We start from the raw sequence: 15,122 nt of genomic DNA on the forward strand, positions 1-15,122 counted from the left end.
CCGCAGGTCGGCTCACAGATCGAGCACGAGGCGGCCACCCTCGGCGCGCGAGACGCAGATGAGCATCGCGCCCGCCTCGCGTTCGGCGTCGGTGAGCACGCTGTCGCGGTGGTCGGGTTCGCCGCCGAGCACGCGAACCTTGCAGGTGCGGCAGAATCCCTGCCTGCACGAGTACGGACGGTCGGGCCGGGAAGCGAGAACGGCGTCGAGCGCGGTGCGATCCGCGCCGACCTCCACGACCTCCCCGGTGGAGGCGAATTGGATCTCGAACGGCTTGCCGTTCACGATCGGCGGTGGCGAGAACCGCTCGAAATGCAGTTCTACGCACGGTATTTCCCGCACCGCGTCGGCGATGACGGTGATCATCGGCACCGGGCCGCAGCAATAGACGGCGGTGCCGGGCCGCACGCCGGGCAGCAGGGCGCTCGCATCCGGGAGTCCGTGCTCGTCGTCGGTGCGGACCACCACGCGGTCGCCGAATCGCGCCAGCTCGGCGAGGAACGGCAAGGTGTCCCGGTTGCGCCCGGTGTACACCATCGACCACTCGATACCCAGCCGGTGCGCCAACTCCACCATGGGCAGGATGGGCGTGACGCCGATGCCGCCCGCCACGAAATGCAAACGCGTGGCGGGTGATCCGTGGCCGGGCACGGCGAACGGGAAGGCGTTGCGCGGACCGCGCACCACGAGCGGCGAACCCACCGGAAGGTCGTCGTGCACTTCGACGGATCCACCGCCGCCTTCGGGAATCCGGCGCACCGCCACACGGTAGGCGTGCACGTCCGCGGGGTCGCCGCACAGCGAGTACTGCCGCAGCCGTCCGGAAGGCAGCTCGAGGTCGAGGTGCGCGCCCGGACGCCATGGCGGCAACGCGCGTCCGTCGGGGGCGGCCAGTCGCAGGCTCACCACGTCCTGATCGCGAGCCTCGATCCGTCGTTCGACGACCACCAGCGCCAGTCGTCGATCGTCCACCTTCGGACGCGGATCGCGCCGGTTGACCAGGGCGGTCCAGCGCAGTCGCGCGGAGGCCACCGCGTGCAGCACCCGCACGGTGCGGTCGCGGTCGCGCCTGCCGAACAGGTCGGCGGGCAGCTGGTCGGGAACGGGCGGCCTCACGAGGCGATGGCCCGCGCCGCCGGGGACTTTGCCAGATAGGCCACCGCCTGCGCGGTGGAGCCGACCGTCTCCGGGTCGTAGCCGGGTTTGAACGTGCTCAACGCGCTCCACAACAGCGAGGGGACGCCGGGCAATGCGCCGCGCCACATCGCACCGAAGACCCGCCCCAGCAGCCGAGGGTACCCGAGGTCGGGCAGGTCGCGGTCCTGATGGACCAGGAACTTGGTGCCGCGCACCACCAATGTCAGGAAGATCGGGAAAACCAGCAGCATGAGGGCCGCGCGCCGCACGTATCCCGCGCCGAAGTAGACGGCCACGTCGTGTGCGACGTGCCGGTGCTCGACCTCCTCCGCCCCGTGCCAGCGGAACAGGTCCGCCATGCGCGGGTCGGCGCCGAAACGCTCCAGATCCGCGTTGAGCACCCAGTCGCCCAGGTAGGCGAAGAAGTGCTCCAGGCACGCGATGAAGGCCAGCCGCTCCACCATCACCTGCCGTTGGGCCACGCCTTCCACATCTCTCGGGCCGAGCGTCCGGCGGAACAGGTATTCGGCGTGCCGCAGATAGGGTTCCGGATCGATGCCGTGCGCGGCGAGCACTTCGTGCAGCACCTTGTCGTGCGTCTCGGCGTGCATCGATTCCTGGCCGATGAACCCGAGCATCGCCTCCCGCAGCCGCTCGTCCCGCACGTACGGCAGCGCCTCGGCGTACGCGGCGCAGAACATGCGCTCCCCTTCGGGCAGCAGGAGATTCAGCGAGTTGATCAGATGCGAGGCGATGGGCTCGGCGGGCATCCAGCGCAGCGGTGTGTCCGACCAGTCGAAGCGCACGTTGCGGGCGTGCAGCGCCACGGCGCCCGGGTCGGTGTCGGGCCGCCGCCCGGCCCTGCGAAGTAGCTTCATCGGTACTCCTCGATCCTCACGCCGCGCCATTCCTGCATGTCCGTAGCAAGGATCATACACATACATGAAACCTCGGGTAACACACAAAGAGCGCCACCTCGGCTGTACGGTGACACAACTCGCGAGAGTCGTCACACCTGCCGCGTCCGGCCCAAAATTAGAACAGGTTCTAGTAGGCTTTTGCTATGGAACGATTGACCGGATTGGATGCCAGCTTTCTCTACCTGGAAACCGGAACTCAGCACCTGCACGTCTGCGCGCTGCTGATCCTCGACCCGTCATCGGGCGACTACTCGTTCGACGGGTTCAAAGCCGAACTGGCCCGGCGGCTTCCCCTGATTCCGCAGATGCGCCGCCGCGTGTACGAGGTGCCGTTGAACCTCGACCACCCCGTGTGGGTGGAGGACGAGAATTTCGACCTCGACTACCACCTCCGCCGGATCGCGATCGCCGCGCCGGCCGGACGCCGCGAACTGGCCGAACTCGTCGGCGACATCGCCAGCCGCCCGATGGATCGCGACCGCCCGCTGTGGGAGATGTCGGTGGTGGAGGGTCTCGACGACGGGAAGGTCGCGGTGATCTGCAAATACCACCACGCCGCCGTGGACGGGATCACCGGCGCCGACCTGATGATGCATCTGTGCGATCTGGAGCCGGGCGTCCCCAAGGCGGTGCCCGACCGGCAGTGGCGACCCGAGCCGAAACCGAACGACTGGCAATTGCTGGCCGAAGCGGTGGTGAAGTTCCCGACCCGGGCGGGCATCGTCGGCATGCTGCCCAAAACCCTCGGCGTGGTCGCCGGGTTCGCGCAGCGCCGTCGCCAGAACAAGGCGGGCATGGCCGTACCGTTCTCCGCTCCCCGCACGCCCTTCAATCTCGCCATCACCCCGCATCGCGCCGTCGCGTTCACCGAGGCCGAACTCGACGCCATCAAGGAGATCCGCTCCGCGTTCGGCGTCAAGGTGAACGACGTCGTGCTGACCGTCGTCGCGGGCGCGCTGCGCACCTACCTGGCCGGGCGCGACGAGTTGCCCGACCGCTCGCTCATCGCGTCGGTTCCGGTGTCGGTACACGAGTCGACCCGGCACAAGGCGGGCATCAACAAGGTGTCCACGCTGTTCGCGCGGCTCGGCACCGACATCGCCGATCCGGTGGAACGCCTGCGCGAGGTGGCCGAGGGCAATCAGGGAGCCAAGGAAGAGCACGAAGTGATCGGTGCGGACTTCCTGCAGGACTGGTCGAAATACGCTCCGCCGAACACCTTCCGGCTCGCGGCGCGGATGTACTCCTCGCTGAAACTGGCGGAGAAGCATCCGGTGGTGCACAACTTGGTGGTGTCCAACGTGCCGGGTCCGCCGATGCCGCTGTACTTCCTCGGCATCCGGGTGGACGGGATGTACCCGTTCGGACCGGTGTTCCACGGCGCGGGCCTGACGGTGACCGTGCTGTCGAACAACGACAAATTGAACTTCGGCTTCATCGCCTGCAAGGAACTGGTGCCCGACATCGCGGCGCTGGCCGACGCCGTTCCCGGCGTGGTCGCCGAATTGCTCGCCGCCGCGCGCACCTCGGGCTGAGCGCCGGGCCCCTGTCCGCCACCGCCGCCGGACAGGATCGGCCGAGTCACATCCTCGCGGCGACGGACGCGCAGGCTTCGAGCAACACCGGCACGAAACGGTCGGCCTCCAGCACACAGGACGCATGCCCGGCCGCGACCAGATGCTTGCTCGCCCCAGGAATCAAGGTCGCCAGCTCCAACTGCCGAGAGACGGGAATCGCGCGATCCCGGGTGGTGATCACCACAGCCGTCGGCATCGCCAGGTCCGGCAGCCACGCGGTCGCGTCGAAGCGCCCCACCGCCGCGAGCACCTGGGTGAGCGCCCATCCGCTGGTGCTGCGGAACTCACCGAGCGCCCACCGATCCAATCGGCCCGGCGCCCAGGTGATCTCGGGAAGTTCGGGCAGACGCCCCGCGAGCCGCTCGGCACGACGGTAGGAGTATTGCTCCACAGCGGCGGCGAAAGCGCCGAACGTCCGGTGAAAAGCGTGCTCGCTCCATTTCTCGCGAAACCGATACGGCGTCGCGCAGAGCACCAGCCCGCTCACCCGGTCCGGATGCCGATGCCCCGCCAGCAAGCTCACGATTCCGCCCAGCGAGAACCCGACGCAGATGGCTCGGTCGATCTCCAGCGCGTCGAGCACGGCAGGCACGTCGTCGGCGCAGTCCTCCAGGGTGAACCTTTCGGAGCGGATGCCGCGCCCGTGCCACCGCTGGTCGAACAGGATCACCCGGTACCGCCGCGCCAGCTCCGCCAACGACGGGAACCAGGTGAGGTACGCGGTGCAGGCCGTCGCGTGCAGGAGCACCAGCGCCGGCGCGTGCTCGGGTCCGGGAATGTCGACCACGTAGGTCCGTCCCCGGCCGGCCAGATCGATCAGGCGGCCACCGGGCACCTCGGCGATGTCGGGCACCCGCAGGCGTCCGCCGAATCGCGTCACGCTGCGGCCGGAGTTCGTCATAGCGCACCTCCCGAGTGCTCACATGAGAGCCATTTTAGAACACGTTCTACAGAGGAGCCCACCGCTGGTCCTGCGTGAGGCAGCTCGAGTTTCGACCTCGGGCGAGTTGCCCATTCCGGCGCGACGGATGACCGCCGACGCCGACGCGCCGCGACTTCGCACACCACGCACACTCCGTCAGCAGCCGGGCGAAGGAAATCCAGCCCAGACGTCGACGAGGCGGCGTCGCAGCTCCCGCGAGCCCCCCTTTTCCGTCGACGTACCGGAACGGTCAGATCCTTCGCGACCACGTCGACTCCGAGGACCGGCCCGTTTCGGGGATACGGCCCACTCATCGGGACACAGGGGCGATCGCGCCGTCACCGGCGACCGTCTGGGTTACTGTCGCGAGACATGCCGCCACGCGGCGTGTTTCTGTAACGTGTTACAGACGATTCGAGAGACGGAGGTACCCCGGATGGGGCGGTTGACCGGCAAGGTGGCGTTGATCAGCGGCGGAGCGCGCGGAATGGGCGCGGCGCACGCCAAGGCCCTGGTCGCCGAGGACGCGCGCGTGGTGCTCGGCGACGTGCTCGACGACGAGGGCGCCGCGGTCGCCGCTGAACTCGGCGACAACGCCGCCTACGTCCATCTCGACGTGCGCGAGCCCGACGACTGGCGCAAGGCCGTCGGCACGGCGGTGGAGCGATTCGGGTCGCTGAGCGTCCTGGTGAACAACGCGGGCATCGTGAACGGCAACCTGCTGGTCGCTTTCGAATTGGCCGAATGGCAGCGGATCATCGACATCAACCTCACCGGCACATTCCTCGGGATGCAGGCCGCGACGCCCGCGATGATCGAGGCGGGCGGCGGCTCGATCATCAACATCTCCTCCGTCGAGGGCATGCGCGGCAGCCCCGGGCTGCACGGCTACACGGCCACCAAGTTCGCCGTGCGCGGGCTCACCAAATCCACCGCGCTGGAGCTGGCGCAGTACAAGATCCGGGTGAATTCCGTGCACCCCGGCCTGATCCGGACGCCGATGACGGAGAACATCCCGGATGATTTCCTGCAGATCCCGCTCGGCCGCGGCGCCGACCCGTCCGAGGTCTCCGCACTGGTCACGTTCCTGGCCAGCGACGAATCGTCGTACTCGACCGGCGCCGAGTTCGTCATCGACGGCGGTCTGACCGTGGGCGTCCCGCACAAGAGCTTCTGACTCATCCGCGGGTGGCCAGCAGCGCGAGCGGCGGCAGCGACACCAATGCCACGGCCATGACCGCGTTGCTCCACTTGTAGGCCACCAGCAGGGCGGCGAATTCGCGCAGGAAGGCGCTCGGCAAGTAGTAGAAGGCGGTCCTGGCGCCCGTCACCTCGGCGTCGAGGTCGAGGCGGCGGGCCAGGATCGCGGTGCGCAGCATGTGGAAATTGCTCGTCACCAGCACCATTCGCGTGCTCGGCCCGCGCTCGCCGAGCAGCCGCTTGGTGAAGAGCAGATTCTCCTCGGTCGTCCCCGATCGGTCCTCCAGCACCACACGGTCTCCCGGCACGCCCCGATCCATCAGGTATTCGGCCATGGCCGATGCCTCGGAGACCTTCTCGTCGTCCCCCTTACCGCCACTGGCGATCAGCAACGGAGCCCGGCCCGCATCGGCTTCGGCACGGTAGACCTCGATCGCCCGGTCGAGGCGTGCGGCCAGCAGTGGCGGCACCTCGCCGCCGGCCAACCCGGCGCCGTGCACGACGATCGCGTCCATTCCGGGACGGTAGGGCAACAGTCCGTAGCAGAGCGAATACAAAAGGAACGCCGCGAACAGGAACCCGGCATAGCTGATCGCCATCGTCAGCGAGGCCAAGAGCACCATCAGCCAGACGTTCTCGGTCAGCAGGGCGAACACGAGCACCACGTAGGGCGCCAGCAGGGCGAACCCGAGACCGAGCGGCAACAGATTCGGAAGACGCCACCCCTCGCGCCGCACCAGCTGTGCGCCATTGGCGATGGACAACCCGGCCAGCACCAGCACCAGCAACGGCGACAGCAGCACCGTCATAGGCGCGAGCACCACGGTGCTATCGCCCTCGGTGATCCGGCCGACCACCCACGCACCCACGAACCCCAGCCCGAGAAGCAGGAACACCCCGTGCCCCAACCGCCTGCGGTCCCTGCCGAATCGCACCGCGAACACACCGAGCAGGACCACGCCGACCAGCAGAAGCACCGGGCCACGGTAACCGAGAGGCGCACGGCGCGCCGCCCCCTTCTACGAGCGGCGCGGCGACCTCGGCTTTTCCCGATCTTTCCCCTACAGTGTGCGAGTCCGGGCATCGGTCGTAGACGACCGGTGTCCGGCTGCATTCGGCTTCAGCACACCAGCGTTACGGAACAGCACGTTGTGATGAAGGGGAGTCGACGAAAACCATGCTTCGATTATTCATCGCCGCCGCGGCGGCCACCCTCTGCGTGATCGCACCGCAAGCCGCGGCGCAACCGATCTACCCGGCACCGGATCCCGATCCGTTCTACGCCGCTCCGGCCGGACTGGACCGCCTCGCACCGGGCGAGGTTCTCGCCGTCCGGCCGATGCCCGCCCTGCCGACGTTTCCGGGCTCGACGGTCACGATGATCAAGTTCCGTTCCACCAACTCCGCGGGCGAGCCGATCGCGGCCACCACCACCGTCCTGACCCCGCAGAATCCCACACCCGGTAGGCCGCTGCTGTCCTATCAGCACATCATCAACGCGCTCGGCACCCAGTGCACGGTGTCCCGCGTGCTCTACACCAGCGACCCCAACCTGGAGATCCGCGAAGCGCCCGCCCTCAACGCTCTGCTGCTGCGGGGGTGGTCGGTCGCTCTCCCCGACCACCTGGGGCCGACCAGCGCGTACGGCGCCGCGAAACTCGGCGGGATGATCACGCTGGACGGCCTTCGCGCCGCACGGCGGGTGAAGGAACTCGGCCTGGCGGACAGCCCGATCGGTCTGCTCGGATATTCCGGCGGCGGCATGGCGAGCGCATGGGCAGCCGCGCTGGCACCCACCTATGCGCCGGAACTGCCGCTCGTCGGAGTCGCGTCGGGCGGGGTGCCGATGAATCTGGTCAAGATGATCGAGGGCCTGGGCTATGCACCGCACGCGGTATTCGGTCTCGCGTTCGCGGCCGCCCTGGGACTGGAACGCGAGTACCCGACGCGGCTGCCGGTGAGTGATCAGCTCAACTCGCTCGGGTTGTCGGTTCGCGGCCGCATCGCCAACAGCTGCACCAACGAGATCCTGCTGGTCGGGGCCGGCCGCGGCATCGTCGACGTGGCGGCCTCCAATTCACTGGCCGATGACGAACGCGCGCGCGAAGTGCTCGAGGAGAACAGCCTGGAACTCTACCGAGACATTCCGGCCACGCCGGTCTACCAATGGCGTGCGGAGCAGGACTCTCTCATCCCGGTGGACTCGGTCGACAACACGGTGCGGCGGTATTGCGCCGCGGGCACACGAGTGCAGTACGAGAAATTCCTCAGCCCGGATCATCTGTCCGCGGCGGTACTCGGTATACCGTCCGCCCTCGGCTGGCTGGAAGCGCGCTTCAAGGGTGTTCCGGCGCCGAGCAATTGCTGAGACCGGCCCGGCGGTGAGTGCACCGCCGGGCCGGTGACGGGCCGTTCCGCCAAACGGCTCCATCAATTCTCGCGAGCGCGCTAGGCGTCCTTGCCGCTCTCGTACGCGCTCTGGCGAGCCTCGTCGAGATCGGCTTCGGCACGGGCCTTTTCGGCCTCGGCTTCCTTCTGCGCCGCATCGCGCTGGGATTCGGCCTTGTCCTGCTGGGCGCGACCCTCTTTCTTCAGGTCCGCGTCACCGGTGACGATGCCAGCGGCTTCCTTGGCCTTCCCCTTGACATCCTCGACGACCCCTTCGACAGCTTCCAGGGGTCCGCTCCGATGCTCCGGCATCACTACCTCCCAATTCCTCGTCGGCTGACATCCGTCGCATACCCGCGTCCGGCAGAGGCAATCACGCTGTGACCGTCGCCACCCAGCGTCGCGGCGGGGAGCACCTGCGCGGGTGGCGAATTCCCGGTGGAATGTGGCATCAATGCCACTGGGACGCGGGCGGTCGCCCGGATAGGTTCACCGATCATGAGTTATGTCGCGCCGGTGGTGATCGGTGTTCTGTACGCACTGGTGATGTCGCTTATCCGGGAACCGCATCGGCGCCGTTTCAACGCCATCATGGTCGCCGGAGCCGGAGCCGCCTATCTCAGCGGCGGCGGTTTCGGCGGCTGGGAATTCGTCTTCACGGCCATCGTCACCTACTGCGCCTATCGCGGACTGGAGTCCTGGACTTTCATCGGCATCGCCTGGCTCCTGCACACCGCGTGGGACCTGTTGCACCACTGGAAAGGCAGCCCCATCATCCCCTTCGCCCACGACTCCTCGTTGGGGTGCGCGATTTGTGACCCGGTCATCGCCGTGTGGTGCCTGTTCGGCGGGCGATCCCTTCTGCGCACGAGGCGGGGCAGGTCAGAGGTCGTCGATATCGATGAGCGCATCCTGTAAGGCGCGGGCCACGAGGGCGGCCTTCGTCGGGGCGGGGCGGCCCACCGCGGCGTACTTGTCCCTGATCCGAGTCAGGTGAGTGTTGACCGTGCCCAGCGAGATGAACAGGCGCTGACCGACTTCCACTTTGGAGTCCGACGCGATCCACGCCAGCAGCACCTCGATCTCGCGGCTGCTCAGCACCGGGCGCGGGCGCCGCCCCAGCGGTGCGGGCAGCGGCTCATTTCTGTGATCGAACGCGACACTCATGAACATTCCTTTGCAGAGCTTTGAATTTCAGCCGCGGCGTTTCAGTCTGCACCCCAATCCAGTTGCGAACGGCAGGAACCGCCAACGTTCGGTCGTATATCCGACCCCACGCCCCCGAACCCCGCGCAACGAAGAATTCCGGTTGGTTTATTGCCCCATTGCGGGGTCTATTCCACCGCTCGACGTTTCCGCGGCCGCATACCGGCGAAGGCCCTGGCCATCGATGCGACCAGGGCCTTCGCGGTGTGGAAATCCGTTCAGTGCTTGGCGAGTACCGGAGCCGCGGCTTCTGCCTCCTCCGCGCCCTCCGGGGCGGCGGACCGACCCGGCAGCAGCACCGCCATGACGATCACGATCAGCGCCAGCGCCGCCGAGACGAGGAAGGCCAAGCGCATGCCGTCGAGGTGCGCGGCGACGAGGTCGGCGCCATCGGCGGCCAGCGAGGTGGCGCGCGCCGACATCACCGTCACCACCAGAGCGGTGCCGAACGCCGCGGCGACCTGCTGCAACGTGCCGAGCATGGAACTGCCGTGCGAGTACAGATGCTGCGGCAGCGCACCGAGACCGAGGGTGAACACCGGGGTGAAGGCCGCCGCCAGCGACACCATCAGCAGGATGTGCAGAGCCAGCAGCTGCCAGTACGGCATGGTCATCGAGATCTGGGTGAACCCGGCCAGGGAGGCGGCGATGCCGATCGACCCGGGAATCACCAGCCAGCGACCGCCGAACCGGTCGAACAGGCGGCCGACCGTCGGTCCGAGCAGACCCATCGCCAACCCGCCCGGCATCACCAGCAAGCCGGTGGCCAACGGGCTCAGCCCACGCAGATTCTGCAGGTACAACGGCAGCAGGATCATCGACCCGAGCATGGCCATGAACGCCACCGACATCAGGATCAGCGCCTTGGCGTAGGTGCCCGACAGCAGGACGCGCAGATCGAGCAGCGGAGTGCCGGTGCGCTGCAAGCGCAACTGACGCCACACGAACAGGGCGATCAGCGCCGAGCCCACGGCGATGATGCCGACCGGACCGGCGAAGTCGTCACTTTCGAACCGGCTGAGCCCGAACACCAGGCCACCGAACCCGAGCGCAGCCAGCGCCACGCTCGCCACATCGATCTGCCCGGCCTGCGGTTCACCGACGTTCTCCAGCTGGCGCAGCCCCAGCCAGGTGATCACACCGGCGATCGGCAGCACCAACACGAAAAGCCAACGCCACGAGCCGATTTGCAGCACACCGCCGGAGATCACCGGCCCCATCGCGGGCGCCACCGAGATGGCCAGGGTGACATTGCCCATCACCCGGCCGCGGTCGTGCTCGGCCACCACCGTCATCAGTGTGGTCATCAACAGCGGCATCATCACCGCGGTGCCGAAGGCTTGCACGATCCGGCCGAGCAGCAGCACCGCGAACGACGGCGCGATCGCCGACAACGCGGTGCCCGCCAGGAAGACGCCCATCGCCGCCGCGTACGCCTGCCGGGTGGACACGCGTTGCAGGAACCAGCCGGTGGTCGGGATGACCGCCGCCATCGTCAGCATGAACGCCGTCGACACCCACTGGGCCGCCCGGTCGGTGATCGCCAGATCCGACATCAAGCGCGGAATCGCGTTGATCATGATGGTCTCGTTCAGGATCACCACGAAGGTGGCGAGAACCAGCACCCGGATGACGGTCGGAGTCCGCCCTCCCGAGGCTGGAACGGTTGGTGCGGCGGACATCGGATACCTCCGGAGGCATGGGTCGTTGACAGAACGTGTGGCCCGTTGCCGAGTCACCGGATCGCGTCCCGGCGCCACAGCGGTAGAGACGTCGTCACTCGGTCGAACTCATCGGGCGCGGGTCAGTATTCCGCCCGGCACCGACAGAAATCACCTGGTTTTCCCGCCGACCGACTGCGCAATCTACCCTTGAACCGCTGGTCAACAGCCCGCGACCGCTTCCGCCGAAACCAAATCGTGAGCCTGGTCACTACCTCCGCCGCCGAGGAAAACGGCTACCGCGCCTTCGTTCAGCCCCACAATCGACCGCCGTGTCTGCCAAACGTTTTCTTGAGGGCTGTCCAAGATAGGCTGGTTCGCAGGACGCGAGTCAGGACTGGTGATGCCGAGAAACAGACGCCCCCGCGATCGGGAGGAGAAGCGCGCCGAGATCGTCGCTGCCGCGCGGCGGTTGTTCACCGAACAGGGATACGACGCAGTTGCGGTGAGCAGAATCGCCCAGGAGGCCGGGGTGGTTTCGAACACGCTGTACTGGTATTTCCAGGACAAGGACGCGGTCTTGACAGCGGTGCTGGAGGAGGTCCTGGCCGACTCGATGGCCCGGTACGGTGAGATCCTCGACACCGACATTGTCGATCGACTGGTATGGGTCGTCGCCGAGTTGGAGCACGTGAGCCGCTTGGTGACCACTGTTCACGCTCGCGCGAAGGAGTCCGAGGCTGTTCGGGACTGGCATGAGGCGTTTCACGCGTTGACCGAAGGCTTGTTTCGGGCAGATCTGACCGAGATCGGGGTTCCCGAGAACGAGTTGGACGCGATGACCTCGATCGGGGTGTTCGTGGTCGAGGGACTTCTGATGCATCCGGTCGACGATGAGCGCAAGCGCGCGGTGATGGAAACGCTGATCCAGAGCGCCCGCGGAATGGCGGTAGCCGCCCGCTGATGTAGTCAGCGGGCGGCTGCGCAAGCTGCGCGCCGTGTCGTGCGGGTCTAGGTCGCGGCGTGGGCGGTGTTGGCGAATTGCTTCGCCAGGAAGTCGAGCTGGTCGCGGACAGCGTCTTCGAAATAGGTGCCGAGGTAGATGTCGAAGTGGTCGCAGGGGTAGGTCTTCACGTGGACATGAGCCAGACCCTGCGCGCGGAGCTTGGTGTTTTTGGCGGGGGCGGCAGCGTCGTTGTCACATACGCACAGCAGGGTTGGAACACTGGAGTGGGCCATGGCACGGCCGGGACGGTAGAGCGGTAGCCGCAACACCAAGCGGGCGGCCAGCGCATTGGCGGCGTCGAAGTCGTTGTCCGGGCCTCGTAGCACGCCCCACATCGAGTCGCGGCCCACCGTGGTGACGGGCTCGCGTTCGTCGTCGGCGATGGTCAGTTCGATGTTCTCCGACACCCGCGCGCGAACCGTGGGCAACCACCTCAGGAGTGCGCTGGAGCGCCGGGAAATCCGGGTACCGGCCGGCAGTAGCGCCGACGCGCCCGCCATGGCGCCGGGCGAGGCCACGAATGCGGGCATCCACGAGGTTCCGGCCATCGGCATGAGAATGGGCCTGATACCGAGCCAGGAGCATGCGGTGTCGAGGATGCCCGCAGCCATCAGCGCGACAGCGCTCAACGACCCGGTCCGCAGTCGTGAGATCAGCGAGGCTGGTCCGTCGGTAAAGGGGCATTGAGCGACGATGGCTGCGATTTGTGGGTCGCGGCTCCCGACCTGCAGGACGTGTCCACCACCGAATGAGGTGCCCCACAACGCGATCCGTTCGACATCGACCTCGGGCATGGTGCGCGCGAAGGCCACAGCGGCATGCCAGTCCGCGAGTTGGCGACCGATGTCGAGGAGCTGGCGCGGCTGTCCGCCGCTGGCCCCGAGGTGGCGGTAGTCGAAGACCAGCACCGACCAGCCGTTCGCGGCGAACCGTTCGGCGAACGCCGCCAGGCGCATCTCGCGCACCGCTCCCAACCCGTGCCCCATGATCACCATCGGTCGAGGCTCGGACGCGCCGGGTGTGGTGTACAACCACGCCGCGCACGGCACGCCGCCGGAGATGAACTCCACATCGCGCCGCTGAATCGCTGCGGTGGTATCACCTCGATCGATCGACTCGTCGGTAGCCATAGGTGATCCTTCCGCTCAGTGAACCCAGCGCTCTTGAACGTCGCCCAAGAACTGTGCCGCGACCACGGTAGGTATTTCTTGAACGCCAGTCAAGAAGGTGGGACGCAGTCGAGGACCCTCGGTAGGCCAGGACGAGCTTTCGTCACGCAGCTGCTGCCGCCGGGCGGGGACCGCAACACGGCCGATGGCTCGACAGATGCCTGGCTTCGGCTCGCGGCCTGCATCGATGTTGGCGAGCCGGCCGCAAGTCAGGGCACCGCTAGGGTGCGAGCGGATACGAGGTCGCGTGGTCGAGGACCAGTACTTCGGTGGTCTCGGGCGCGAGGTTGTTCAGCAGCTGGCAATGCATGTTCTGGTGTGCGGTCGCCAGACCGGCCTGGTCTGCCTCGATCTGGTCGAAGCCCAGCACACGGTTCGACTCTCCTATGAGCGCGGCCAGGTCCTGCCGATCAACGCGGGCGCGGCGGCCGAAGTCCTGCTGGCCTGGGCCGACCCCGACGAGGTCACCTCGGTACTGGAACAGGCGCCGCTCGAACGTTTTACCGCCAAGACTCTGACCGATCCCGCAGCGCTGCGCGCGCGACTGTCTCGCATCCGCAAAGCCGGAATCGCGGTATCACAGGGCGAACTGGACCCCCACATCCTCGGTGTGGCCGCACCAGTACGAAATGCCGCGGGTTCGGTCTGCGCCGCGGTCAGCGTCGCCGCCCTCGCCGCCCGCGTGCCCCGCACCCAGCTGCGCGAGGTCGAGTCCGCAGTGAAAGACGCGGCCGCGGCGATCCCACGCCAGCTCGAACTTCGCGACGCCTGATCATCAGATGTGCATACCGACGAAATTCAGGAAGGAATTTTCTCGGTCGCAGCCCGCATACGAAAACAGGTCAGGCACGGTTACCGTGCCTGACCTGCTGTTTCTGCTCCCCCTCTGGACTCGAACCAGAAACCTGCCGATTACGAGTTCCCGTCAAGACACAGGTGATACCCAAGTATTGGTGTAGGCATGCGGTTATGGGGTCAAGTGGGAACGCACGACATCTCGATGCACCCTGCAGGTTCACGTGCAGACATCCCTGTAGCTGCCCCGAATGTTTGGCGAAAATTTGGGGAGGGGTCGAATCCGAACACCACGCTGCCGACCATCGGCGTGCTGGCCGCGGCAGATGACCGGACAGCAGAGCTCGTGCATCCCCGAACGCTCGCAGCGGACGAGATGGGCGGTCGACATCGGATGCCCGTCGCCAAAGCTTCTGCGCCACGTTGTCGAAGGTTCTCCGCTCGGGTGCTTGCTCCGATTCAGTCGATCAACATTCCGCGGCTGACCCAGCCGTAGGCATCGACCATGGACCACTTGGAGTCATCGAAGACCATTTCAACCGCCGATTGCGGAAGTGGAAACTTCGAGTCCGAGGATCTGGCCGCCCACAGCGACGCGAACAAGGTTGCTTCGCCGAGCGCCGACAATTGGGCGCTGATCTTTTCAGCTACGTCGATGATCAGCTTATGAAGCAGCTCCTGACCGCCCTCGTCTTCGAGATCTATTTCATTGTCCAGCTCGCCGACGTCCCCTCCATACTCCACGGATTCAAAGTAACCGGGGCTCTCATATGTCTCCGCCAGCTTGCCGACCAGCCAGGAAGCGTCGATCAAAGGGTGGTCGCCGACGGCGGTGCTCACGCCGTATCGCCAGTCGTCCTCATACCCCTCGTCGAATGCCCTGGCGAAGAACGTGCGCGTGATCGCCCAGAGCGCTACAGCATGGACCGCCGCCTCGTTATGGGCCGCGGCGTCGTCGGCCGCCGTGAGGCCAGCGGATTCCAGCATGCTCCATGCGTATCGATACCATCCGCGTTCGCCATCGTCCTCATACCAAGTCCAGCCGAGCTCGTCCAAAACCGGCTCAACCTGATCAAAGGTAATGTTCGTGGTAGCCAATTGCCCCTCCTTGTTGCCATGGACCCGTGCGCGACAGCCGCGT

At 66.8% G+C, this 15,122-nt stretch carries 15 protein-coding genes; 6 read left to right on the plus strand and 9 right to left on the minus strand.

The features are described from left to right. Positions 1-12: 12 nt before the first annotated feature. Both NB3_RS12085 and NB3_RS12090 read right to left on the minus strand, forming a co-directional pair. Entirely contained in the window at positions 13-1,080 is a 1,068-nt protein-coding gene (locus NB3_RS12085) for a PDR/VanB family oxidoreductase (RefSeq protein ID WP_174553195.1), read from the minus strand. A 32-nt stretch (positions 1,081-1,112) separates the two neighbouring features. Then, positions 1,113-2,015 (minus strand): metal-dependent hydrolase, encoded by a 903-nt coding sequence (locus NB3_RS12090; RefSeq protein WP_067801111.1) that lies wholly within the window; start codon positions 2,013-2,015, stop codon positions 1,113-1,115. A gap of 185 nt (positions 2,016-2,200) precedes the next feature. Between NB3_RS12090 and NB3_RS12095 the strand changes: the two genes are divergently transcribed. Then, complete coding sequence (locus tag NB3_RS12095; RefSeq protein WP_067801113.1) at positions 2,201-3,592, plus strand: WS/DGAT/MGAT family O-acyltransferase; 1,392 nt, start codon at positions 2,201-2,203, stop codon at positions 3,590-3,592. Between the two features lie 46 nt (positions 3,593-3,638). On the opposite strand, the gene NB3_RS12100 is transcribed toward NB3_RS12095, so the two are convergent. After that, positions 3,639-4,535 (minus strand): alpha/beta fold hydrolase, encoded by an 897-nt coding sequence (locus NB3_RS12100; RefSeq protein WP_067801115.1) that lies wholly within the window; start codon positions 4,533-4,535, stop codon positions 3,639-3,641. 457 nt (positions 4,536-4,992) lie between these two features. On the opposite strand from NB3_RS12100, the gene NB3_RS12105 reads away from it, so the two are divergent. Then, the gene (locus tag NB3_RS12105; RefSeq protein ID WP_067801117.1) at positions 4,993-5,733 is read left to right on the plus strand and encodes a glucose 1-dehydrogenase; all 741 of its coding nucleotides are present in this window, start codon (positions 4,993-4,995) and stop codon (positions 5,731-5,733) included. 1 nt (position 5,734) lies between these two features. Here the strand turns inward: NB3_RS12105 and NB3_RS12110 are convergent, their stop codons facing one another. Further along, positions 5,735-6,733, minus strand: coding sequence for a YdcF family protein (locus NB3_RS12110; protein ID WP_067801119.1), 999 nt, complete (start codon positions 6,731-6,733; stop codon positions 5,735-5,737). A gap of 200 nt (positions 6,734-6,933) precedes the next feature. Between NB3_RS12110 and NB3_RS12115 the strand changes: the two genes are divergently transcribed. Beyond that, on the plus strand, positions 6,934-8,124 hold the full coding sequence (locus NB3_RS12115) for a lipase family protein (RefSeq protein WP_067801121.1): 1,191 nt from the start codon (positions 6,934-6,936) through the stop codon (positions 8,122-8,124). Positions 8,125-8,204: 80 nt separating this feature from the next. Here NB3_RS12115 and mbp1 read toward each other — a convergent pair whose 3' ends face one another. Next, positions 8,205-8,456, minus strand: coding sequence for a microaggregate-binding protein 1 (gene mbp1 / locus NB3_RS12120; RefSeq protein ID WP_067801123.1), 252 nt, complete (start codon positions 8,454-8,456; stop codon positions 8,205-8,207). Between the two features lie 186 nt (positions 8,457-8,642). On the opposite strand from mbp1, the gene NB3_RS12125 reads away from it, so the two are divergent. Then, positions 8,643-9,062 (plus strand): DUF6010 family protein, encoded by a 420-nt coding sequence (locus NB3_RS12125; RefSeq protein WP_067801125.1) that lies wholly within the window; start codon positions 8,643-8,645, stop codon positions 9,060-9,062. Here the strand turns inward: NB3_RS12125 and NB3_RS12130 are convergent. Continuing rightward, positions 9,027-9,311, minus strand: coding sequence for a helix-turn-helix transcriptional regulator (locus NB3_RS12130; RefSeq protein WP_067801371.1), 285 nt, complete (start codon positions 9,309-9,311; stop codon positions 9,027-9,029). The genes NB3_RS12125 and NB3_RS12130 overlap by 36 nt on opposite strands. 257 nt (positions 9,312-9,568) lie before the next feature. Then, the gene (locus NB3_RS12135) at positions 9,569-11,032 is read right to left on the minus strand and encodes an MDR family MFS transporter (protein ID WP_067801127.1); all 1,464 of its coding nucleotides are present in this window, start codon (positions 11,030-11,032) and stop codon (positions 9,569-9,571) included. Between the two features lie 382 nt (positions 11,033-11,414). On the opposite strand from NB3_RS12135, the gene NB3_RS12140 reads away from it, so the two are divergent. Next, a complete protein-coding gene (locus NB3_RS12140; RefSeq protein ID WP_067801129.1) occupies positions 11,415-11,975 on the plus strand; it encodes a TetR/AcrR family transcriptional regulator in 561 nt (186 codons plus the stop codon). A gap of 47 nt (positions 11,976-12,022) precedes the next feature. Here the strand turns inward: NB3_RS12140 and NB3_RS12145 are convergent, their stop codons facing one another. Further along, a complete protein-coding gene (locus NB3_RS12145; RefSeq protein WP_371855898.1) occupies positions 12,023-13,048 on the minus strand; it encodes an alpha/beta hydrolase in 1,026 nt (341 codons plus the stop codon). 295 nt (positions 13,049-13,343) lie between these two features. Between NB3_RS12145 and NB3_RS12150 the strand changes: the two genes are divergently transcribed. After that, a complete protein-coding gene (locus NB3_RS12150) occupies positions 13,344-13,958 on the plus strand; it encodes an IclR family transcriptional regulator (RefSeq protein ID WP_157111747.1) in 615 nt (204 codons plus the stop codon). Positions 13,959-14,440: 482 nt separating this feature from the next. Here the strand turns inward: NB3_RS12150 and NB3_RS12155 are convergent, their stop codons facing one another. Next, positions 14,441-15,079, minus strand: coding sequence for a hypothetical protein (locus NB3_RS12155; RefSeq protein WP_157111749.1), 639 nt, complete (start codon positions 15,077-15,079; stop codon positions 14,441-14,443). Positions 15,080-15,122 lie beyond the last annotated feature (43 nt).

Origin of the sequence: Nocardia beijingensis NBRC 16342 (assembly GCF_001612785.1) — a bacterium.
Taxonomy (GTDB): Bacteria; Actinomycetota; Actinomycetes; order Mycobacteriales; family Mycobacteriaceae; genus Nocardia; species Nocardia beijingensis.